Here is a 20,392-nt window from a genome sequence, read left to right as displayed (position 1 = left end):
ATTATCTGTTAGCTGTATACTAATTCATATGTTAAAATCCATAACCATTGTTATAAAAGGATAAGGAAGATACCAAATCATAGGTGAATTGGTCTGCTATTATAGTATGCCATTTCGAATGTTCTCCACAGAAACGGAACTACTTATTTTTTGAGTCAGTCTTCAATATTTCCAGATCATATATGAAATGAATCCACCGTAAAAAACCAATAACTTATAAAACAATTCCGTTGTCCTTAACCCTTATAATTTGTTATTGATAAGTGAAACTCTATACGGATGAATTTCTGCCGTCATGATTCCCTGTAAGACAGATGGGTCATTTTCCATCATTTTATAAGCGGCTTCCATGGATTCAACCTGAAAGACAACAATGCCGAATGCACCATCTAGACAAGGTCCCGCCAAAATTAGCTTGCCTTCATCTAAAAGGCCTTGAAGATACTCAAAATGATGTCCCATGATTTCTGATTCTTCCTTTGTCATGGTTTCCAAAAAATCTGGCCGTGTTGGTTTGATTAAGTATACAAATTGTTCCATCCTAGTTACTCCCCTAATTCATCAGTTATTTAATAAAAAAATTCGACTTATTCGCGTCCATTTCCTTTATTAAAACGCCCACAAAAAAAGCAGGCATACTAGCCCGCCAATTTTCCGTATCCTATTAATTTATTGCTTTCGTCAAACGGTTTTTATCGATTTTGGCTTTTGGAATATCGACGAGTCCTTGTTAGTTATGAGAACCATTCAAACCTTTCGCCTGATTTTTGGCACGATACATCGCCGAATCCGCATTTTTTATCAGCTCTTCGACCGTTTCCCCATCCTCTTGAGAAAATGCCACACCAATACTTGCTGCAATGCAAATCGTATGGCCCGATATTTTAAATGGTTCGGAGATTACCTCCTTAATCCGCTCAACTAGAGAAGTAAAATCAGCCCGGCATTTAACATCCGCTTGAAAAACCGTGAACTCGTCACCACCCCAACGGGCGGCAAAACCCTTGTCTCCCACTGCGAATGTCAACCTTTTTGCCGCTTCTATAAGAAGTTGGTCACCAATATCGTGGCCAAAAGTATCGTTGACGTGCTTAAAACCATCCAAATCAAGCAACATCAGTCCATGACATTCACTTTTAGATTCCTCTAAAAGTAGACGGAGGCGTCTCTTAAACAAACGCCGATTTGGCAATTTAGTTTCACTGTCATGATAGGCATAGTAGGCAATTGTCTCGTCTGTTTCTTTACGGTCTGTAATGTCCTGCCCCACCCCAATGGTTTGTATGATATCTCCTGAATGGTTGCGGATATATTGAGCTGTAGTCTCATACCACCGATATTCTCCATTTTTATGCCGAACTTGACCGGTAAATCGTACCGTATCCTGATCGACGTACAACGAATCGCGATGCTCTAGAAATTTTGTATTGGTTCCAGGGTGGTTAAAAGATGCTGCGGGTTTCCCAACAACTTCATCTGGAGTATATCCAAGTAATGCCTTCACATTGGGAGAGATATAAGTGAATACTCCATCAGCTGAAATAGATGAGATAATGTTTAGGGACTTTTCTGATATTAACGAGAACATTTGCTGAATATCCGATATTTCCTGCATGTTAACTAGACTCCGATTAAATTTGATTCTACCATTATATTTCATCTTATAACGTAAAACAAAGGATATTTTTTCCCGATCCTAGTATCCGGGTGATTTCACTTTCGATTGAAATTTCTCCATGTTGAGCTTCAGTAATTTTGTTCCCATCTCCATTGCTCCAGAAGAAATGTCCAAACAAAAAAGTGCAGCGGCTATAATAAACCATTGCACTTTTTTGTTAATTTAAGCTTATCCAAGCCTTGTTTAAGACTGCCATTTGCATTTTTGGTTCCGGAGCTATTTTTCTGCCAGATCAGATAGTTAACTTAGAATCCCTTTACTTAAGCGAAAAACGCTTTTTTTATTATCATACCATTCTAAGGCGACCAAAAATAACCTTCTTACCAATAATTCTTCTTCCAAAACTTTTACATCATGATCATACTTTTCCAGTATAGAATTAACATATAACTCTACTAGATTTTCATCACTTAGTACTCTAACATCAAAATATGGTTCTTGTTCATAAGCAAGAGCTGCCACAAAGATACACCCCTAAAATATGTTCTATTTTAGGCAACTCAGCCGTCATAGTGTAACACCTTAGACCTGAAGCTTTGCGTCCCAATCTTTCGAGTGGTTTGCCTTTTTCTATTAAAATAATTATTTTATTATTAAAATTATATTACATTTTTACAATAATTGAAAACAAAAATTCTAAAAAAGTGTTAATTAGTAATCAATATTTTTTCTCTAATAAATACATCAATCTTTCTTTTACTGACTCCCATTCATCATCCACTATACTGTAGAATATATTGTCGTGTATGGTACCATCTGGTTTGATTCTATGTTTTCGAAAAGTTCCCTCTTTTGTTGCCCCTATTCGCTCGACTGCCTTTTGAGATCGTAAGTTTTGTCCACTAACCGAAAATTGAACCCGAATGACGTTTAGTTCTTCAAAGCAATACTTTAATAATAAATATTTGCATTCTGTGTTTACGTTGGTTCTCCAAACTTCTGGTGAAAGCCAGGTCCAACCGATCTCCACATTGCGATTAACCAAATCAATATCACCAATTCTAGTCGTTCCGATTATTTTTCCTGTCAGTTTATCCTTTATAACAAAAGGGATTTGCTTTCCTGCCTTTTTGTTGTCCATCGCTGTCATTATTATTTGCTCTAGATCCTCCACTGTTTTCACTTGCCGCCAGGTATATTCCCAAATATCAGGACTATTTAAAGCCTCAAATAATGGTTCCTTATACTTAACTTTTAGTGGAATAAGAGAAATGGACTCCCCATTTAAGATTATTTCTGTTTCCAATAGCATCCTCTCCCTTTATAGGGAATTAATTTCGCCACTCTATGAAACAATACCTGCTTACACCAGCTGCTCAGTTCACACAAAAAAACCGGCTTACTGTAAAAGCCGGATTTAATGGTTGAGCAGGTATCATCGAATAGTAAAATCACCTGAACTTGTTCTCGCTGTTAATGTAACCTTGCCGTCTCCGATTTTTCCAACGATTCGATGTTCTGACTTCTCTGAGTAATTCATCTCGTCTAAATGGGCTATTCCATCACCTGAACTCGTTTTGTAATCCACTTTCAATGAGGTCGGTGATTTGGTGAAACTCACATCGATATCACCGCTGCTAGCTTCCAACTCGACATTCCCCTTCATTTCTTTCATTTTTGCAACAATGTCTCCAGAAGAAGTATTCATCTTGATGTCCTCGGATACCGTATTCCCTGATACAATATCACCACTGCTAGTAACTAAATCAGTTCCCTTGGCCTCGTTATTGTTTATCGTAATATCGCCGCTGCTTGTTACAAACTCCATTTGATTGGAGCGATTTTCAGAAGCCACGATGTCTCCACTAGATGCATGAAGCACAAAATGATCTTCGGCCACTGCGTCTGTAGCTTTAATATCCCCTGATTGTGTTTCAATCGTTATGACTTTTCCTTGAATTTCCTCTAAGTTTATATCACCGGATGCCGCCTTGATTTCAATCGAATCATAAACTTTTTCTGGCACTTTGACATTTAGTTCTACCTTGGTAAAGTTAAACATCATAAATTGAAACTTATCTTCCTTATCCATTGTGATTTTAAGGGTATTGCCGTCTTTGGCCATATCTAGCTTATAAAGATTTTTACTCTTTTTCCCTGCTTTTCCTGAAAATTCTGCTTCAATCTTATCTCCGTTAGTTGACACAAGCTTGACATCGACAGTTGGTGATTCAATGCGTACATTTCGGATTCCTTCGGCTGATGCCTCTTTTGATTGATGAACACCCACAGAACTGAATGTAAATGCCTCCGCACCGGAAGTGTTGATGGACATAATCACACCAACCACTCCAATTATTACTAATGCTAACGCCCCGTACATTAATTTTCTCATTTTTTATTCTCCTTTTATTAGTCTACTATTCCAGTTTACGTATTTACTTAAAAGCTTGTAGAAACCTTTCCCAGCTATAGCCATACCTGCTCCGAGAGCCACTCCTACTCCGCAAACAATCAACGATAAAAATAACTCGAAGTTTGTAAATCCGCCCATAAACACCTGTGTCAGGACAAATAGCGGGGATAATACAAAGCAAATTGCTACGATGCATAGTGACAAATAAACTCCAAAAATCGCAAGTACAGGACCTAATACAAAAATGAGATTAAAGAAAAATAAACTGAGGGATGCCAGAATGATTCGACCCATATTACGGTAAGGATCTTTTTCAGTATCGCTCGGCAACGGATAGGTATCTTCTAATGTCGCGGATAATTTGGGGTCCGCTAATCGATTTTCATTTGCCACTTCCATTAGATCCTTATATAGTTCAACCAGTTTTACCCGGTCCTCAAGCGGCAGCCCTTTTAATCGCTCATCTAACTCTTGGAGCATTTCTTCTTTATTCATGTTCTTCGTTCCTTTCTTTACCCTATGGCCTTATCATACAAAGAAAAAGTCATATGACCGTAGTGCAGCCAGTCATAAAATAAAGCTAATTACAGCCTTTTTAATAAAATTCTTTATTTTTAGGCTATGACTAATGTCCAAATTCTTGTAAGATAGGTAAGGATAGGTAAAAAGTATCAGGGGTGGGGCGTAACATGAAGACAGACCATAATTGGATCTGGGTGGACTGGTTTATTTTTTTCCTAAGACTATGCTGGTATCTTTCTGGTGTTCTTTACTTTATTCTTCATAGGGAAGAATCAGGAGGGTTATCTTTTTTCGTTTTTATCGGTATATTAACAGTTTCCTATATTGTCCCCCATATTTTTTGGAGGCCCGGCTACAAAAATCCGATCTTCTACCCTGTTGCCGAACTGATAGTGACAGGCGGAGCTGCCATTTATTTTAATATCGTGCGACAATTTGACCTTGGCACCTCTACCGTCATCATGACTTTCTTAATGATCGGTTACCTTGCCACCAAACAGACGGCGAAGTGGACCTTTCCCTTATTTTTTATTGTCTTCCCGATCCCGCGTTTATGGACTACTGACACAGCCACCTATCTGATGCAGTACATCGATATCTTTATCTTTTTCGGCTTTGGGGCCTGTTTTAACTATGTCATTCAGTCGCAGCAACGGACCAAACGGATGATCGAAGAAAATAGTAAACAATATAAATTAATCCAAGAGCAATATCGGGTGCTTCAGCAATATGCCGAGCAAATTGAGAAGGTCACGCTGCTTCAAGAACGGAACCGGCTGGCTCAAGAGCTGCACGACACGATTGGCCATCATTTTACTTCAGTTACTGTTGGACTAGATGCGGTATCGTATTTGCTGGAAACCGATGTGGAGAAAGCAAAAAAGAAAATAGAAATGCTAGCGAATGTTTCTCGTAAAGGCTTAGATGATATTCGAAAGCACATTCATCAAATTGCGCCAGAGGAAAATGAAGAGCGATTGTCTTTCCTTTTACATCAGATTGCGGCTAATTTTAAAGAAAATACCGATACCGATGTACAGTTCCACTTACATGGCAAAGAGATGCCTATTTCCAAAAATATAAAACTCGTGTTCATCCGCTGCCTTCAAGAGGCACTCACCAATGCTAAAAGGCATGGCAGCGCTTCAAAGATAATGATTGATTGTCTTTTTACCGCCTCGGACATTGTTTTAACCATTGAAAACGATGGAAGTCCTATGGAGGATTCTCAGCCTGGCTTCGGCCTAACCGCGATGAAAGAACGGATTGGGGAGTTGCATGGAAATCTTGAAATCACAAGTGGAAACGATCGTGGAGTAAAACTTACCATTACGGTTCCTATAAAGGGGGTTGCCTAAATGAGCGGGATTAAACTAGTCATAGCGGATGATCAAGAGCTGATACGTGAAAGTTTATCCATCGTGTTAGATATGGATAATGAAATTGAAATTGTGGGGTTGGCGGAAAATGGTGCTGAAGCCATCACGTTATGTGAACAGCTTAGCCCCAGTACCATATTGATGGATATCAACATGCCGGTAATGGATGGAATTTCTGCTACTAAGGTCATTAAACAGCGCTGGCCGGATATCAAGGTGATGATGTTAACCACCTTCCAGGAGGTCCATCATGTGATTGAAGCCTTATCGCTTGGAGCAGAAGGTTATTTGTTGAAAGCCATTCATCCAAAGGATTTGATTGCTGGCATCAAGTTAATCCATAAAGGCGGGACTTTGCTTCCACAGGATTTGGCCAAGCTGCTTGTCCAGCAGATTAACAGCCATCCAGCTCCCGACGTTCAAAGTAACAAAAATCAATACGAGTTAACAGAACGTGAGGAAGACGTGTTAGAGTGTATAGCACAAGGTCTAAGCAATAAGAATATTGCAGAAAAGCTGTTTTTATCAGAGGGAACGGTTAAAAACTATATTTCTAGCATCTACCATAAATTAGATGTGAAGGATCGATTCCAGGCGGCGTTAAAAGCACAGCAAGAGGGGTTAATTTAAGGTTCTTGGTATGAAAAACAAACCATCCAATGACTAGATGGTTTGTTTTTCTTTTTTCCTAGATTTTCAATGAAGACCTGCAAAGAAATACATAAAGATAAAAAATATTAGAAAGGTAAGAACTGCACCCAGAACCGATTGATTCCGCGTATTTTTGTGCTCTATTGCCTTTTTTATCAATGAAACAAGATTTAAAAACCATAGGACGCCTAATATTGGGATCACACCCCACAAAAAAAATAAAACGACTGGCATGGATCATCTCCAATCTATGGCAATGAAATTTCCTTCTTGCCTATTATCTTTCAACCTATTTATGCAAGAGTTGTTTTAAGGGTACCGATGTTTTCGATGATCACTTCCATCTGGTCGCCCGGCTTTAACCACCGGCGTTCCTCTTCAGGGAGCCCTAAGATGACTCCTTCCGGGGTTCCGGTAAAAATCAGATCTCCTGGTTTTAGTGTCATATATTTCGAGATATAACTAATAATGGTGGCACAGTTAAAAATCATATACTTGGTATTGGAAGATTGGCGAACTTCCCCGTTTACTTTGGTTTCAATTTTTAGATTGGTCGGGTCGATTTCTTCGGCTGTTACCAAATAAGGTCCCACCGGAGCAAAACCGTCCGGGGATTTGCCAATCAGCCACTGGCTTGAGCGGAATTGCAGGTCTCTGACTGACAAATCGTTTCCGGCACTGTAGCCAAAAACATAGGACAAGGCTTCGTCCTCTGTAACATCCTTGGCTTCTTTTCCCATCACGATGACTAATTCGGCTTCGTAATCAAATTGACTGCCGTCTGACGGCAATGACACGACTTGATTGTGGGCAGATATGGCATTGTTGAATTTGCTGAAGATGACAGGCGTTTCCGGAACATCTTGGATTTGGGCCTCTTCCACATGGCTTACATAGTTCAACCCGACACAAAGGATTTTCTCCGGGTTGGTGACGACCGGCAGGAACTCCACTTCCTCTGGTTGGTCAAAAAAGGAGGCATCCAAACGATCGCTCTGATTGACCAACTCTTTTATCGTTGAGATGCTGCCTTGTGAAATGACGTCTAATAAGCTATTGGATATGTATTTTTCAAACTGCTGGGCAGCTTTTTGGAGATTGAGGATCCCCTTTCCCGTCATGACTCCTGTATAGAATTCACTACCTTTTTTATAATTTAGTAGTTTCATTTACCTTCCCTCCGAATAACTCGATTTTTATTTTTTCTTTGTTAATTTTTTGATATTTCCATAATATCAGGTCTTACCTTTTATTTCGTTTTATAAGTAGATTCGTAATAAAAACAATTCCCCCTATTACCACCAACCAAAAAACAATCGGAAAAAAAGCGCCAAATGTTGCTACTGATCCTCACTCCCTTCTAATAGAATTACCCCTTGTTTAATTCTACGTTTCGATTATAAATGCCTTCTTTTTCCGGAAGCAACATTAGTGGTGACAGATTATACACTTCATTTATGGACAAGCCCTTAACAACGTGCTTTCCTTCATCTGGTTGAGCCCATCTAACGGAAGCTTTTTCAGCCATCTCGTTCAGAGTTATTCCGGGATGACTGATGCCTGCAGCGAAGGTTGGACAACTTCCCCTTCCACCCATCCTAGTTAACGTAACAAATCATTTTGCGTTGTATCGTACCGTGTCCCTCCCAGTCGTCCAATCTCCTTGAGCGAATGGAAAAACCGAATTCCCTAATTGGAAAATCGGTTTTTGATGATGAAAAACATTAATTATCAAGCAATACAATTACTTCGTTATTACTTATTCATGAATCTTCCATCCGTTTAACATCTTAGCCATATCAGCCGTAAAATGATCTACTATTTCACTTTTTCCTATATCCATAGTAGCAATAGCTGCCATATCTTCATCAGTTAGAGCGAAGTCCCAGACATTAAAGTTTTCTACAATCCGTTCTTTATGAACAGATTTTGGAATTGACACAACACCACGTTGAATGTGCCAACGTAAAATAACTTGCGCTACTGTCTTTCCATATGTTGCGCCAATACCGGCCAGTAACTCATTTTGGAAGATATTTTTCTGACCTTCTGCAAATGGTCCCCATGATTCAATTTGTACACCGTACTCTTCCATCACCTTCTTTGCCAGTTTCTGCTGAAAGAACGGATGGGTTTCCACTTGGTTTACAGCCGGCACCACTTCATTGTTCAGAATTAAATCAACAAGACGATCCGGGTAGAAGTTAGATACACCGATAGCACGGATTCTTCCTTCTTTATAAAGGTCCTCCATCGCCCGCCAAGAACCATAATAATCATTGAACGGCTGGTGAATTAAGTATAAATCAAGATAATCAAGCCCAAGTTTTTTCAAAGAAACGTTAAAGGCTTTTTTGGCATTTTCATAACCGGCATCCTGAACCCAAAGTTTGGTTGTGATAAAAAGTTCTTCCCTTGGGATCCTGCTTTTTTTAATGGAAGCACCAACCGCCTCCTCATTCATATAGGCAGCAGCTGTGTCAATTAGACGATACCCCGCTTCAAGGGCGTCAGACACTGATTGCTCGCATTGAGCTGGATCCGGAACTTGAAAGACACCAAAACCTAAGATAGGCATTTCAACACCATTGTTTAAAATAACTTTTTGCATCTAAACTTCCTCCTGTATGATAAAAAATTGTGACAAGCAATGCATCTGGCCGGTATTTACAGGTTTAGCATCCTTGTGCTAGGATAAGCCTATCACCTTCGTGTAACACGAAGTCAAGGGATTTCAAATAACTTTTATTTCATTTCAAGGAGGGGCAGCATTGTATACTGTGAAAGAAGTGGCTAGACTACTGGATTTGACCGAACATACCGTTCGTTTTTATACGGATAAAGGATTAGTTCCAAGTGTACAGCGCGACAAAAACAATATTCGGCTTTTTGATGAAGAATCCATGAATTGGCTGATAGGGGTTAAATATTTGAAACAATGCGGGATGTCAGTGGAAGATATTAAATCCTATGTCGATTTGTGCTTGGAAGGACGTTCTACTATTCAAGAACGCTATGAAATCATTTTGAAACAAAAGACAATCGCGCAGTCTCAGTTGGAGGAGGCAAAACGAAGAGCTAAATATATGGAAGAAAAATTACATCACTACCTTGATATTATGAATGGAGTAGCAGCAGATGACACCAATCCCGGAGAGTGGGAGTCACTGAAGGCTAACACTCCGCTAAAGAAAAGAACAATCTGATTTTTTGGGGAAAAATCGGCTTGTTCTAAAGCAATGGAAACTGACTTTTATATCAATCTTTTAATAGTCACTATATTTATGTATTCATGTCCTGAGCATCTTCTGTGTTTATCCTTTCTCCGGTTAACATATCCTCTGTAACTGGTGCAAAAATGAGATTGGAAAGGCTTTGCTCCTTATTGCTGTTTTCTTCGCATGGTTGACAAGCCATTCCTATTTATCCCCTTTCTTTTCCTGCATGAATATGTAATGGCAAAGAAAACATCAGGATTATCCCGTTGAGCAGTCCGTAAACAAATCTTAGGAACTTGTGGGGAATAAAAAAAGACTGCACATTGGCAGTCTTTTGCTAAACCGAGGTAATTTCATTTTCTCCAGCGTAACTAAATTACAATTGAGGGTTCACTTACCTTTTCAATTGCAGTTGCTACAAGGTCTGGATCTCCGACATGGGCATTATGCCCGCTTGTCTCTGCCATCCAGAGTTCCCGTTCCTTGAAAGCCTTGAAGGCTGTTACTGTCGCTTCTTTTTCACTGTCCGTAAACCGTTATTTATGGGCAGACCTTGAAAGCTGCTTTGCTATAATTCCGTTACCGTGCACAGAGACCCGGTTTATCCAGCTGTTCAAACAGTACTTTCAGGAACTCACCAATCACCCCTTTAAGCCCCAAACTGAATTCTTTTGGATGGAGAAATAAACCCTGGAGGAATGTCCAGTGGAGGTATCAGTATTACGTTTTGGGAAACTAAAGCCCCTTCCTCTTTTAATTACTACATATAGTGAACAAAGAAGCATTAAAACCAGAAATTGACAACCAAACTTTTACAGCTGCTTACGAATGTCTTTAATCATTCCCCATTACCGAAGTAATCCCTAGAACCAATGTAACCAAAACCATCACTAAGGTTATCGCGATATAGTACATCACTCCGGTCCCTGTGGTTTTGGCTGAAAAATAATAATCACTATCGTTGTATTTTTTCATCAACGGATAGGAGCTGAAAACCTTGATCCAAACCATCGACAACCAGGAATGCATCATAAATAGAAAGCCGAAAAAAATCAGGGCTTTGATCCAAATGGGCGGAATTCTGACCATCGCTATAGTGGTCACACTGATGAGGGTTTGATAGTTCCTTATATAAGACTTGTTTCGGATAAAAGCTTTAATAAACAATTCCATAAATCCGTTGATGGGTGTACGTTTCTTAAAGATTCTTTTAGATTTTCGGAATAAAAGCGGCTTGCTTCTCTTAATCACAACAGGCTTTTCCATTTCCGGCGCGGCCGCAAAAAATAACTGGATCAAACTTGTTTTCCGTTCCTGTTCCATGTCAATCAGCAAGTCTATCGAACTGTTGAACCTTAATTGCCGCAAACTGGAATAAACCAAAACAGCAAGAAAAATACCACAACCTATTAAAACTGGAAGGACATTTCCCGTTTCAATCACGAGAAAAATCCATTGACTAATCCAACTGAACACAATGAATGAAACGACACCTACGATGATTTGCATAATTCTAAAGAAGGTTTTCCTTAAAAAATATTTTATGAACATGAAGCATGTTTTTAACAAAATAAAGAAACCAGCCCACGCGGCAATTTCTGGCCATCTCATGTGATAATGATGGAGTAAAAAGGGTAACAGGATGAAGATGGCTATTACCACAGTCAAGGATTGAAAAATAATAGAGTAATAGTAGCCGTATTTTTTCAACTTCCAAATCAAATTATTCTTTTTAATCAAAAAGACTTTGTCCGCTTCCTCCACATATGTACGAATCGTTCCTGCCCAAGAGATAAGATAAAATATAGAAAATATAAGAATCAGAGGTATGTCATGAAACCAAGTCGGAAGTTCGCTCCACCACGACCGATAAATGATGGCAAAAAATGCAGCAGCCGGTATGAGGATATATAACATGACGGTCCAATCAGCCACCGATTTAATCACATGGTATTGATATCTCCAGCCTTTCACCAGTCGACGAAAAAAGACATCCTTACCCTTCATTTTCGTTACCTTCTGCAAGGAAGTGAAAGCAATCATACAGTGAGCCCAGCGGCAGCTGGCACTGGCGCCGTATCTCCTCTAATGTCCCTTTCGCCACAAGGCGCCCCTTATGGATGATGATAAACCGGTCACATATTTTTTCCGCTGTATCTAATACATGCGTTGACATCAAGACGCCTGCACCGCGGGCGCGTTCCTTATCAATTGATTCAAGGAATAGTTTCATGGCATTTGGGTCTAGACCCATAAACGGCTCATCAATGATATATAGTTGTGGATTGGTGATGATTGCAAGGATCAGCATGGCTTTTTGCTGCATCCCCTTTGAATACTTCGTTGGATATTCATCGGCTTTTTCCACTAGATTATATTTTTCTAGCAGATTATTAACTTGTGTTTGGTAAACTTCTTCTTGAAGCCCTTCCACTGCTGCAACAAAGTCCAGATGCTCCCATAATGTTAATTCATCATAAAAGATGGGCCGTTCCGGTATGTATGAATAGTTGGTTTTAGAACCGTAAGTCACTTCGCCCTCTACATGTTCAAGCAGCCCTAAGAGGGTTTTAATGGTTGTACTCTTTCCAGCACCATTTGGTCCAATCAGTCCAACTAACTCCCCTTTTTCAATGGAAAATGCAATTTCCTTTATTGTGTCAGTGCCTTTTTCATAGCCGGCTGATTTTATGTCTACATTTAATAACGTCATTCATCAAACTCCTCGAAAAATGAAATCCACTCACTCTTTTTACAATTACCTATTCAAGTCTAATTCCAAATTGGTTGTTAAATTTTAACTACTTCTCCCTATTTTACACAAATCCCCAGAAAATTCATAAAAAAAATACTCATTAGCAGTATCGTGGTGACAAATCTTTTTTGTAAGTTTGCTAGTTTAAAAAGTTCGAATATTATGTACTATAATAGAATAAAGATATTGTTCGGGAGGTTAGTGTTTTGAAGGAAGCAATCATTGCGGGTGTTACAGGTGTACTGACCTACTATATTACTAGTTTACTTTTCAAACTTTTCGACTTTCATTATAGTGTGTTGGATGATAAATTTGATTTGTTATTGTTTTTGATTGATTTTGGAAGTTTCATCATCATTTTTCAACTGATTTTTAAAGTGTTGACTAGACTGTTTGCAAAGGGAAAATAGAGTTCCACTGTTGCTATTTATAGTTACTTCACATTCTCCATTTTTCTTTTCGATAGCAACAGATCTATTTGTCGTCTTAAAGGATGTAATCTAGAAAAATGAAATGTTCAACTAATTTACTTATTAACAATATATCTCTTGGGCTCTTCTAGATTCGAATCGATGGTTATCACACCCCCTATTTCGTTTATACCACTTGTGATAAACTCACCACTTCGTTAAAAAGGTATTTTCCCAGCCGAAACTTCAATTATACAACCATTTAACAAGGACCGGATACCTATACGAACATTGCTAAAAGGCCCCATCCACTATCTATCCGACCCGCTCTCCGCCATTCTCTATCATCTTACCGCTTGGAAATTATTGTATTTTTAAAATAATCTATTTATACTAAAAAGGATTACTCTTATGCTTTCATTTATAAAAGGAGGACGAAAGATGCAGCTAGGCGCGTTTTCTGTCAGTTTAGCCGTCAATGACATCCATAAATCAAAAGCATTCTACGAAAATCTGGGGTTTGAGGCCTTTGGCGGAGACATTACTCAAAATTGGCTGATTCTGAAGAATGAGGATTGTGTCATTGGCCTTTTTCAAGGCATGTTTGAAAAGAATATCCTGACCTTTAATCCTGGGTGGAATCAAAATGCAGAAAATCTCGAATCGTTTACAGACATCCGCGAGATTCAAAAAGAACTTAAAGCCAAAGGAATCCAAGTCTTGACTGAAGCGGATGAGGCAAGTGAAGGACCTGCACATCTTATCATTGAAGATCCGGATGGCAATCAGATTCTTGTAGACCAACATCGTTAATTAAATAACTCACTAATCCCCCAGCAATTGTGTTTAGTAGATTGAATTAAAACCAAGGCCTATCCATTACCGAACGATAGGCCTATCTGAAGTACAAGATAGTAAGACAACCGTAAAAATCCTGATGAAACGGCTACTCATCTGGATTTATTTTTCTATTCTTAAACGAAGCACCCATTTTTTCAAGTAGCCCGCTCAAAACTTCTCTTCTTAGGCGATTGTTGTAGTTTTATAGAGTTCACGTTTAATAATTTCTATTTAATAACAGAAGTAGATAACTGCCTGCACAAAGAAAAATCGCAACTCTGGTTATGATATAAATGGAAAATTGAAATGGGGATAATTTTCTCTCTCTCTTTATTTTTTTAAAATGTCTATAATAAAAAATGGAACATAGGAGTAGTATGACTGCTGTTATTTGGAATATGTTTTCCAAAAAGTGAACCAAAAATATCATCTCCTCAATTTGATAATTTATTCTTTTCTCATTTCATTTTTCTGTTTCTACTCTTCCCCCTTTTTTGTTCTCTTTACTCACAACCAAAATTCTAGATTGGCGGTAATCTCAGAAAAAATACTGCTTTTTATAGTAAAACTACTTGCTTTTTCAAGTTCCATGCAACTGCAACTGAGACATTTAAGCTAAATCTATTATTAATATTACTTTTTGGGTTCGTACCTTGGTATGGCTTTTAGTAGAACGAGCCAGAATGATTAAAAATCTTTGCTTTACAAAATCAAATGTATGACGTTCTAAGCAGATTATGCACACTTACGGTCTTTATTGGACTGTTTACAAAGCGGGCAACCAAATACATGAACATTCCATTTACTAATTGGTCCATTTTTTCTTTATGGTTAGAATATGTCGACAAATAAACCTGCTTTTAAATAATGAGAGGTTAATTCATAGATAATAACAGTTAAAGAAAAAATAAAAATACGGCTATATAGTAAATACTTATTTACTATATAGCCGTATATACCTTGACTATCATTGGAAGTGGTAATATTATATTTACCATAATCCAAAAAAGGAGTGTATGATGAACGATAAAATTGCTCAGGAATACATTGCTCTGATTCCAAACTTATTTAGCAGCTTTAACTCGCTAAACAAGGATACAACAGTGCTGACACATACACAAAATCATGTAATTGAGTTTTTATTTATGCAACAAAGGGCGGTGAATATTAAAGACATTAGTAATGGTTTAAATATTACGAAGCAGCAGCTGACCAATATCGTTAGTGATTTAGAAACTCAGGGTTATCTGGTGAAGGAGCCTGATCGTAAAGATAAACGGGCCGTGTTAGTTTCCTTAACATCAAAAGGGAAGGAAATTCAAAATAAAAAGTGGGCCGAAATCTATCAAAGATTTCTTATAAATTTAACCAAAATAAGCGAGGAAGAAAAGCTAGATTTAGCCTTCGCTCTTCATAAAGTGAATGTCTTATTAAAAAAGATGGAGAGTGTAGAATGAAACTAAAGGCCTATCTCAGGTAAGTCCGCAAACCTTGTGAGTTAAGCAGTTAGTTAGAATCCAAGTGTAAAAAGGAGAGTTAGAAATGGTTTCATCAGGATTAACGTTTGGAATTTATCCACTAAGCGCAGCAGGTACACCCTTTGGTTTGGCAACAGGCCCTGCTGATGATTATAAAAAAATTCAGACTGCGTTACAGGAACTTCAAGGCAGTTCTAAAAAGTTGCTTCCAAGAACTTATCTCATTTATACCCAGGAATGGGAATCAAAAATGTTTGCAAATGCTGATCGCTATCTTGAATCCAATTTATTAGGGGATTTAGCTATTGGATGTGGGGATTGGACACAGAATCAGGAACCCGATATAGAACTCAATCATTGGCTTGATTTTATTCGAAAAATCCTGAACAAGTACGGTTCTCATTTGACCTCTCTTCAAATAACAAACGAACCCAATTTATCGTTTATGGAGGGATCGAAGCCTTATATTATGCAAGCCCTGGTAGAAGGCGTAATTGCAGCAAAAAAAGAAGCTCAATTGCATAATTTGCCGGTTAAGATTGGATTTGGTTCAGTACCGGAAAGTCCTGCATCGGTCCCACATTTTTGGGATCACTTAGCGAAAGCTGGAGGTTCGACTTTTATAGAATCTGTTGATTTTGTAGGGCATAATTTTTATGTGGATGTATTCGAAGACAAGCCACTCGAGATATCAGAAGTATCTTCTTCTGTTGAACATACTCTTCGTGATTTAAGAGAGAATCTTTCTATAGTAGGCATACCTGCTTCAGTCCCGATCCGAGTGACTGAAAATGGATGGCCCACTGGAAAAAACCCTGTAGCCAATTTAGAAAGGTCCTATGAACATCAATCAGCAATTCTTGAAACGATCATACGAGCCATCTATCAATTGCGACTAGACTTCAATATTTCCCATTATGAACTCTTCGGGCTCCGGGATGCAGATAGTTCCAAAGAGGACCTTTTCCACCAATATGGGATTATGCGTGATGATTATTCTCCGAAACCAGCTTACCATACATTTAAGAAATTGATAGGAGAGTTGGGGCTTTAAATAAGCTCCCTACCCTAATAACAGTTTTTGTGCCTAGACGACAGCTACGATCCGTGCTGTTTTTCCTTTAACAAAAGGCTATGTATTGTTATTTGAATTAAGCAAACGAACGTTCTGTAACAGGATAAAGATAATTTGTTTGGAGGATTTGAAAGTTAATAGTTGAAATTAAAAAGTTGAGTTACACAGAACAACACCGTTTAAAGAAAGTTTTTCACTCTGTCTCTTGCTTCATTTTCAGTAAATGAACCTATTTTTAAAGAGATTACTGAACGCAAAAATAAAGACGGATATACTTACCCTTTTCGTAGTATTAATATACAAATTAATTCTGGGGAGGTTAGAAATGTTAGTAATATCTTTAGGGGTAATGGCTTTAGGTATTTTAATTATATTTGTGGGATTTTCTTTGCGAAGAAAAGGAAAAACTTCGTTTATTGCAGGGAACAATGAAGTCTTTGTTCCAAAAAATGAAAAGAAATTAGCTGTACGAATAGGTTTGGTAATAATAATATTCGGTATCGAGACTGTATTGTTTCCAGCACTCTTCCAACTTATAAAGGGTATCGAGGGTTATCATTTTGTGATATTAGCTTTATTTCATGTCTTAGTTGTATTTGTTTTAATGTTTATCGACCAAATGGAGATGTAGTGTTATTGAAACCAAAGTATAAGGTAAATGCAATAAGATCTTCGTATACGAAGGTCTTTATTGATATCAGTTAACAACAATAAATATTAACAAAACCTAACAGAAAAGTGTTATTCCACGACCAATAGTATCGAATCATGATAAATTCCAATCCATCACACATTAATATTTTGTGAATTTGCTATACCTTTTAATGGCGACAAGTAAAGCGGTCGTAATGAAGATAAAGCCTAGGATACTTCCGAAAATCGGTGAGTATTTAACTATTGACTTAAATGCCAAACCTCCTGCAAAGCTAGATGATGCGAGCAATGAGAATACAACTGTCCAGTTTACATTTTTGTTCATCCTTACCTCCTCATTTTTGAATAGATAGAAGTGCTCAAAAATTTATCTCTCCCTATATACAACTAAGGCATATATAGTGCCGAAAGAAGCACTGAATTTTATATCAACAACTTCAATTCTATCATTCTGTAGGAAACTATTAATTTTTACATCTAACGATTTTGAACTAATTGCATAAAATGACTTTACTTTCATTAAAGGCGACACCACCAAATGTAATTTCCAAACAATTATAACTACTTGAAATAGCAACAATTCATACGAAAAATACCCTTTATTTAACTTGATAAACCTAAGCATAAACGATTGGCCGGGGTTCAAGTAATAACATCAATTCTTCTACAGTTAATTAATTTCCCTTTACCGTTTCCCTATCTTTGGATTGCAATTATAACTTCCATATGAATTCTCAGTTTAAAAATCACAGATACCCATATCCTTTTAGCCTCCTATTACTATTGGAGTAAAGATATATTGGATTGCATTTATTCACGAATTGATTTGCCCAGGGCAAATGTGCCTTCGTTAAATCTATGTGGCCAAAGTAAATGGCTCTATTTTAGCAAAATTTTACTTACTTCATCAACAGAAAGAATTTTGGCAAAACGATTATCCCATATTTTATAATTATAAAACTCATAAAGTTTTTGACCAGATAGATACTCATTATCAAAAGTTGTATTTGTTTGTTCCGGGATAATGACGTTATAGCCATTGTCAAATGCACTTTTCAGAGTGGCATCAATACAATATTCTGTTTGTAGTCCTGTCAAAATAATTGTATCTATTTTTTTTGTCTCCAAATATCCCTTTAAACCTGTTTTAAAAAAAGCACTATTGTATTTCTTTTCAAAAACTTTTTCATTCTTATTAGGTGCTATTTCACTATAAACCTGCCAACCATCAGTACCATACTCTAATTCTTCTCCGATTCCATCATCGTGTCGTACATATATCACTTCTTTATTAGAATCTCTAGCAACCGAGATAAGTCTTTTGATATTCCCAATTACTTTTTCCTCATTATATGGATGTTCTTTAATTAATGCAGTTTGAACATCAACAACCAACAAAGCACAATTACTCATAAAACATCATCCTTTATTAAAAATTTAGCAGGCCTATTTATTACACTAACCGTTAGTCCAATAAAAAATGGACACCCCAATGGCAGTCAGATCTTAAAGTATCGCACCCGTTTACTTTAAGTAATTATTTCACAAAGTTACTTTAAAACTAGTAAATGTATTTGAATTATATTAATAAGGTGGTGGTGTTGAATTTTCTTCGTTACGATTAGCTTCTTTATTTTTTCTTTTATGGACGCTCAAAGTGATAAACAATAATAAAAAGATAAATGCCAATATTAGTGGGAAAAAGGTTAAAATCCAAGATATTGTAGATATTTCACCATTTCCAATTGGACTAACCTTTGGGAGGCTCAATTGATAAATATTCAAAATAAATAACATTATCAGGAAAATTGACCCACATAAAAATACATTTTTTCTCACATTTCCCACCTCTAATCATTTATCTATGTAGGTAATTCTCCAAAACAGATTTGTTTTCCTTTAACATCTTATTAACGTATCCTTTAATTCAATAAGAAAAGGCTGCATATTTTTGGCAGCCGGCTTTTTAAGTTAAGCTCACGTTTGTTTAAGAACAATGCTTCACATACTTTTTTTGAGCAAGCATTTTTTAATTTATTTCTTTACATTTTTCTTTATTACTTCTTAGTGCCTTTTCTCTTGCCTTTTATTCATATAGTCCTATTGCTAGTCAAACTTCCTAGAATTGGAATCGCCTTTACACATCCAATTCTCCCAGGTTCCTCAATTGAGTGTACACGCACAGTCTTGTCATTAAGACAATCAACTAGAACCTTTACTATCATCATTCCGATATAAATGACTGTAGGGAGGCTATAAGGGGAATATCTACTACTTTTTCTCTGTTACTTCACAGACAATTCAGTGTGATACTTTATGTGATTAGAGATGGAAGTCCTCGGCTTTTATACAATAACTGCACTACTTGTTGCGGCTTCACCTATCTTTTTAATTGCATCTGCCACAAGATCTGGGTTTTCAACATGGACATTGTGCCCGCTATTTTTGGCGGTCCACAGTTCCCCATTGGTTGATAGCTGCGACATTTCCACCGCTAAATCACACAAAGCTTTTTCTGTCGCTTCTTTCTCGCCTTCTGAGAATCCATCGAGATTTTCCACGATTCCGCTTTTGATTACCACAAGCGGCATGCTGCCTAAGGAAGCTCCCCTGACTTGTTCGTACCCCATGCTTAAATGGGCAAATTCACTTGCGACGGCTTTAGTCGTCTTGTTTAAAAACCAAGTAGATTGATAGATGGCATGATGGGATGATGGAAACCGATGAAGAATTTCCTGCAGCTGCTTAAAAGCCCTCATTTTGCCGAGGATTCTCAGAATCCCGATTTGGCCCATCACATGGAGCACTTTTAACATTTTCTGCCCCATCAATTGGCCCTTTACATATTTATCTGGGAACCTTGTAGTCAATTCATCTTCATGCGTGCTGTCAACGAGTACGTTGCCGGCTGTTCTGTCGGGATATTTTTTTGCGAATAAGCGGACGTTGATGCCGCCATACGAATGCCCGACGAGAATCACAGGTTCCTTGATATTTATTTTTTCCAACAGCAGCCGGAGGTCCTCCACAGCAGCTTCATTCGTTCTCGGAAAGGGTCCCGGATCACTCCAGCCGTACCCCGCCCGATCATAAGTGATCACTCTGGCAAACTTTGAAACAGGATGTTTCACCAAGTTCCAAATCATGGAACCGGAGCCAATCCCACAGCCGTGATCAAACACCACGACGGGCCCTGTTTGGGGTCCGTCAATCTGAACATGCAGTTTTCGGCCATTGATTTCAACCAGCTGCCCTGGAGCAGGAAATTGGGCTCCGTCTCTTTTGGTTGACACCCATTGGTAGATCAGTCCGACCAATAACAATACTAAGATTCCTAGAACGATATAAAGTAAAAGCATCATTCCTCCCCTCCCCC

Annotated in this window: 22 protein-coding genes, 1 pseudogene and 1 riboswitch; of the genes and pseudogenes, 9 read left to right on the top strand and 14 right to left on the bottom strand. The window is 37.9% G+C overall.

From position 1 onward, the window contains the following. Positions 1–243: 243 nt before the first annotated feature. The 6 genes from ACY8D0_RS07775 to ACY8D0_RS07750 all read right to left on the bottom strand — a co-directional run bounded on the left by ACY8D0_RS07775 (position 244) and on the right by ACY8D0_RS07750 (position 4,529). Complete coding sequence (locus ACY8D0_RS07775; protein ID WP_462409904.1) at positions 244–540, bottom strand: YciI family protein; 297 nt, start codon at positions 538–540, stop codon at positions 244–246. A 190-nt stretch (positions 541–730) separates the two neighbouring features. Then, the gene (locus ACY8D0_RS07770) at positions 731–1,615 is read right to left on the bottom strand and encodes a PAS domain-containing protein (RefSeq protein ID WP_462409903.1); all 885 of its coding nucleotides are present in this window, start codon (positions 1,613–1,615) and stop codon (positions 731–733) included. A gap of 303 nt (positions 1,616–1,918) precedes the next feature. After that, positions 1,919–2,140 carry a hypothetical protein gene (locus ACY8D0_RS07765; protein WP_462409902.1) on the bottom strand — a complete coding sequence of 74 codons (222 nt, stop codon included), beginning with the start codon at positions 2,138–2,140 and terminating at the stop codon, positions 1,919–1,921. A 29-nt stretch (positions 2,141–2,169) separates the two neighbouring features. Further along, positions 2,170–2,253, bottom strand: a riboswitch (cyclic di-GMP riboswitch). Between the two features lie 83 nt (positions 2,254–2,336). After that, positions 2,337–2,930, bottom strand: coding sequence for a GNAT family N-acetyltransferase (locus tag ACY8D0_RS07760; RefSeq protein WP_462409901.1), 594 nt, complete (start codon positions 2,928–2,930; stop codon positions 2,337–2,339). A gap of 123 nt (positions 2,931–3,053) precedes the next feature. Beyond that, the gene (locus ACY8D0_RS07755; RefSeq protein WP_462409900.1) at positions 3,054–4,013 is read right to left on the bottom strand and encodes a DUF4097 family beta strand repeat-containing protein; all 960 of its coding nucleotides are present in this window, start codon (positions 4,011–4,013) and stop codon (positions 3,054–3,056) included. A 3-nt stretch (positions 4,014–4,016) separates the two neighbouring features. Continuing rightward, positions 4,017–4,529 carry a DUF1700 domain-containing protein gene (locus ACY8D0_RS07750; protein ID WP_462409899.1) on the bottom strand — a complete coding sequence of 171 codons (513 nt, stop codon included), beginning with the start codon at positions 4,527–4,529 and terminating at the stop codon, positions 4,017–4,019. A 194-nt stretch (positions 4,530–4,723) separates the two neighbouring features. Here ACY8D0_RS07750 and ACY8D0_RS07745 point away from each other — a divergent pair, with 194 nt between their 5' ends. Together ACY8D0_RS07745 and ACY8D0_RS07740 are read left to right on the top strand one after the other, a co-directional pair. Next, positions 4,724–5,914: a sensor histidine kinase gene (locus ACY8D0_RS07745; RefSeq protein WP_462409898.1), complete on the top strand. Its 1,191-nt coding sequence runs from the start codon at positions 4,724–4,726 to the stop codon at positions 5,912–5,914. Then, on the top strand, positions 5,915–6,565 hold the full coding sequence (locus ACY8D0_RS07740; RefSeq protein WP_462409897.1) for a response regulator: 651 nt from the start codon (positions 5,915–5,917) through the stop codon (positions 6,563–6,565). 314 nt (positions 6,566–6,879) lie between these two features. Here the strand turns inward: ACY8D0_RS07740 and ACY8D0_RS07735 are convergent, their stop codons facing one another. Both ACY8D0_RS07735 and ACY8D0_RS07730 read right to left on the bottom strand, forming a co-directional pair. Beyond that, positions 6,880–7,755, bottom strand: a complete 876-nt coding sequence (locus ACY8D0_RS07735) for a fumarylacetoacetate hydrolase family protein (RefSeq protein WP_462409896.1) — start codon at positions 7,753–7,755, stop codon at positions 6,880–6,882. Positions 7,756–8,345: 590 nt separating this feature from the next. Beyond that, entirely contained in the window at positions 8,346–9,197 is an 852-nt protein-coding gene (locus ACY8D0_RS07730; protein WP_462409895.1) for an aldo/keto reductase, read from the bottom strand. 160 nt (positions 9,198–9,357) lie between these two features. Between ACY8D0_RS07730 and ACY8D0_RS07725 the strand changes: the two genes are divergently transcribed. Further along, positions 9,358–9,792 (top strand): MerR family transcriptional regulator, encoded by a 435-nt coding sequence (locus tag ACY8D0_RS07725; RefSeq protein WP_462409894.1) that lies wholly within the window; start codon positions 9,358–9,360, stop codon positions 9,790–9,792. Positions 9,793–9,868: 76 nt separating this feature from the next. Here the strand turns inward: ACY8D0_RS07725 and ACY8D0_RS07720 are convergent, their stop codons facing one another. The 3 genes from ACY8D0_RS07720 to ACY8D0_RS07710 form a co-directional block, all read right to left on the bottom strand. Continuing rightward, positions 9,869–10,003: a hypothetical protein gene (locus tag ACY8D0_RS07720; protein WP_462409893.1), complete on the bottom strand. Its 135-nt coding sequence runs from the start codon at positions 10,001–10,003 to the stop codon at positions 9,869–9,871. A gap of 635 nt (positions 10,004–10,638) precedes the next feature. After that, a complete protein-coding gene (locus ACY8D0_RS07715) occupies positions 10,639–11,811 on the bottom strand; it encodes an ABC transporter permease (protein ID WP_462409892.1) in 1,173 nt (390 codons plus the stop codon). Then, a complete protein-coding gene (locus ACY8D0_RS07710) occupies positions 11,801–12,517 on the bottom strand; it encodes an ABC transporter ATP-binding protein (protein ID WP_462409891.1) in 717 nt (238 codons plus the stop codon). The genes ACY8D0_RS07715 and ACY8D0_RS07710 overlap by 11 nt, the downstream gene beginning before the upstream one ends. Before the next feature lie 248 nt (positions 12,518–12,765). Between ACY8D0_RS07710 and ACY8D0_RS07705 the strand changes: the two genes are divergently transcribed. The 6 genes and pseudogenes from ACY8D0_RS07705 (at position 12,766) to ACY8D0_RS07680 (ending at position 16,993) form a co-directional block, all read left to right on the top strand. Then, entirely contained in the window at positions 12,766–12,969 is a 204-nt protein-coding gene (locus ACY8D0_RS07705) for a hypothetical protein (RefSeq protein WP_462409890.1), read from the top strand. Between the two features lie 441 nt (positions 12,970–13,410). Further along, entirely contained in the window at positions 13,411–13,782 is a 372-nt protein-coding gene (locus tag ACY8D0_RS07700; RefSeq protein ID WP_462409889.1) for a VOC family protein, read from the top strand. A 1,043-nt stretch (positions 13,783–14,825) separates the two neighbouring features. Next, positions 14,826–15,266, top strand: a complete 441-nt coding sequence (locus ACY8D0_RS07695) for a MarR family winged helix-turn-helix transcriptional regulator (protein WP_462409888.1) — start codon at positions 14,826–14,828, stop codon at positions 15,264–15,266. Positions 15,267–15,351: 85 nt separating this feature from the next. Next, a complete protein-coding gene (locus ACY8D0_RS07690; RefSeq protein ID WP_462409887.1) occupies positions 15,352–16,341 on the top strand; it encodes a hypothetical protein in 990 nt (329 codons plus the stop codon). 158 nt (positions 16,342–16,499) lie between these two features. Then, positions 16,500–16,638: pseudogene (locus ACY8D0_RS07685) on the top strand (IS1595 family transposase); the annotation flags it as partial. Between the two features lie 49 nt (positions 16,639–16,687). After that, a complete protein-coding gene (locus ACY8D0_RS07680) occupies positions 16,688–16,993 on the top strand; it encodes a hypothetical protein (protein WP_462409886.1) in 306 nt (101 codons plus the stop codon). 162 nt (positions 16,994–17,155) lie between these two features. Here the strand turns inward: ACY8D0_RS07680 and ACY8D0_RS07675 are convergent, their stop codons facing one another. From ACY8D0_RS07675 to ACY8D0_RS07665, 3 genes are all read right to left on the bottom strand, one after another. Continuing rightward, positions 17,156–17,341 (bottom strand): hypothetical protein, encoded by a 186-nt coding sequence (locus ACY8D0_RS07675; RefSeq protein ID WP_462409885.1) that lies wholly within the window; start codon positions 17,339–17,341, stop codon positions 17,156–17,158. Between the two features lie 554 nt (positions 17,342–17,895). After that, on the bottom strand, positions 17,896–18,429 hold the full coding sequence (locus ACY8D0_RS07670; protein ID WP_462409884.1) for a cysteine hydrolase family protein: 534 nt from the start codon (positions 18,427–18,429) through the stop codon (positions 17,896–17,898). A gap of 932 nt (positions 18,430–19,361) precedes the next feature. Further along, positions 19,362–20,378 (bottom strand): alpha/beta fold hydrolase, encoded by a 1,017-nt coding sequence (locus tag ACY8D0_RS07665; RefSeq protein WP_462409883.1) that lies wholly within the window; start codon positions 20,376–20,378, stop codon positions 19,362–19,364. Positions 20,379–20,392 lie beyond the last annotated feature (14 nt).

The organism is Neobacillus camarae, assembly GCF_054950115.1.
This window is presented reverse-complemented; position numbering and strand designations above follow the sequence as displayed.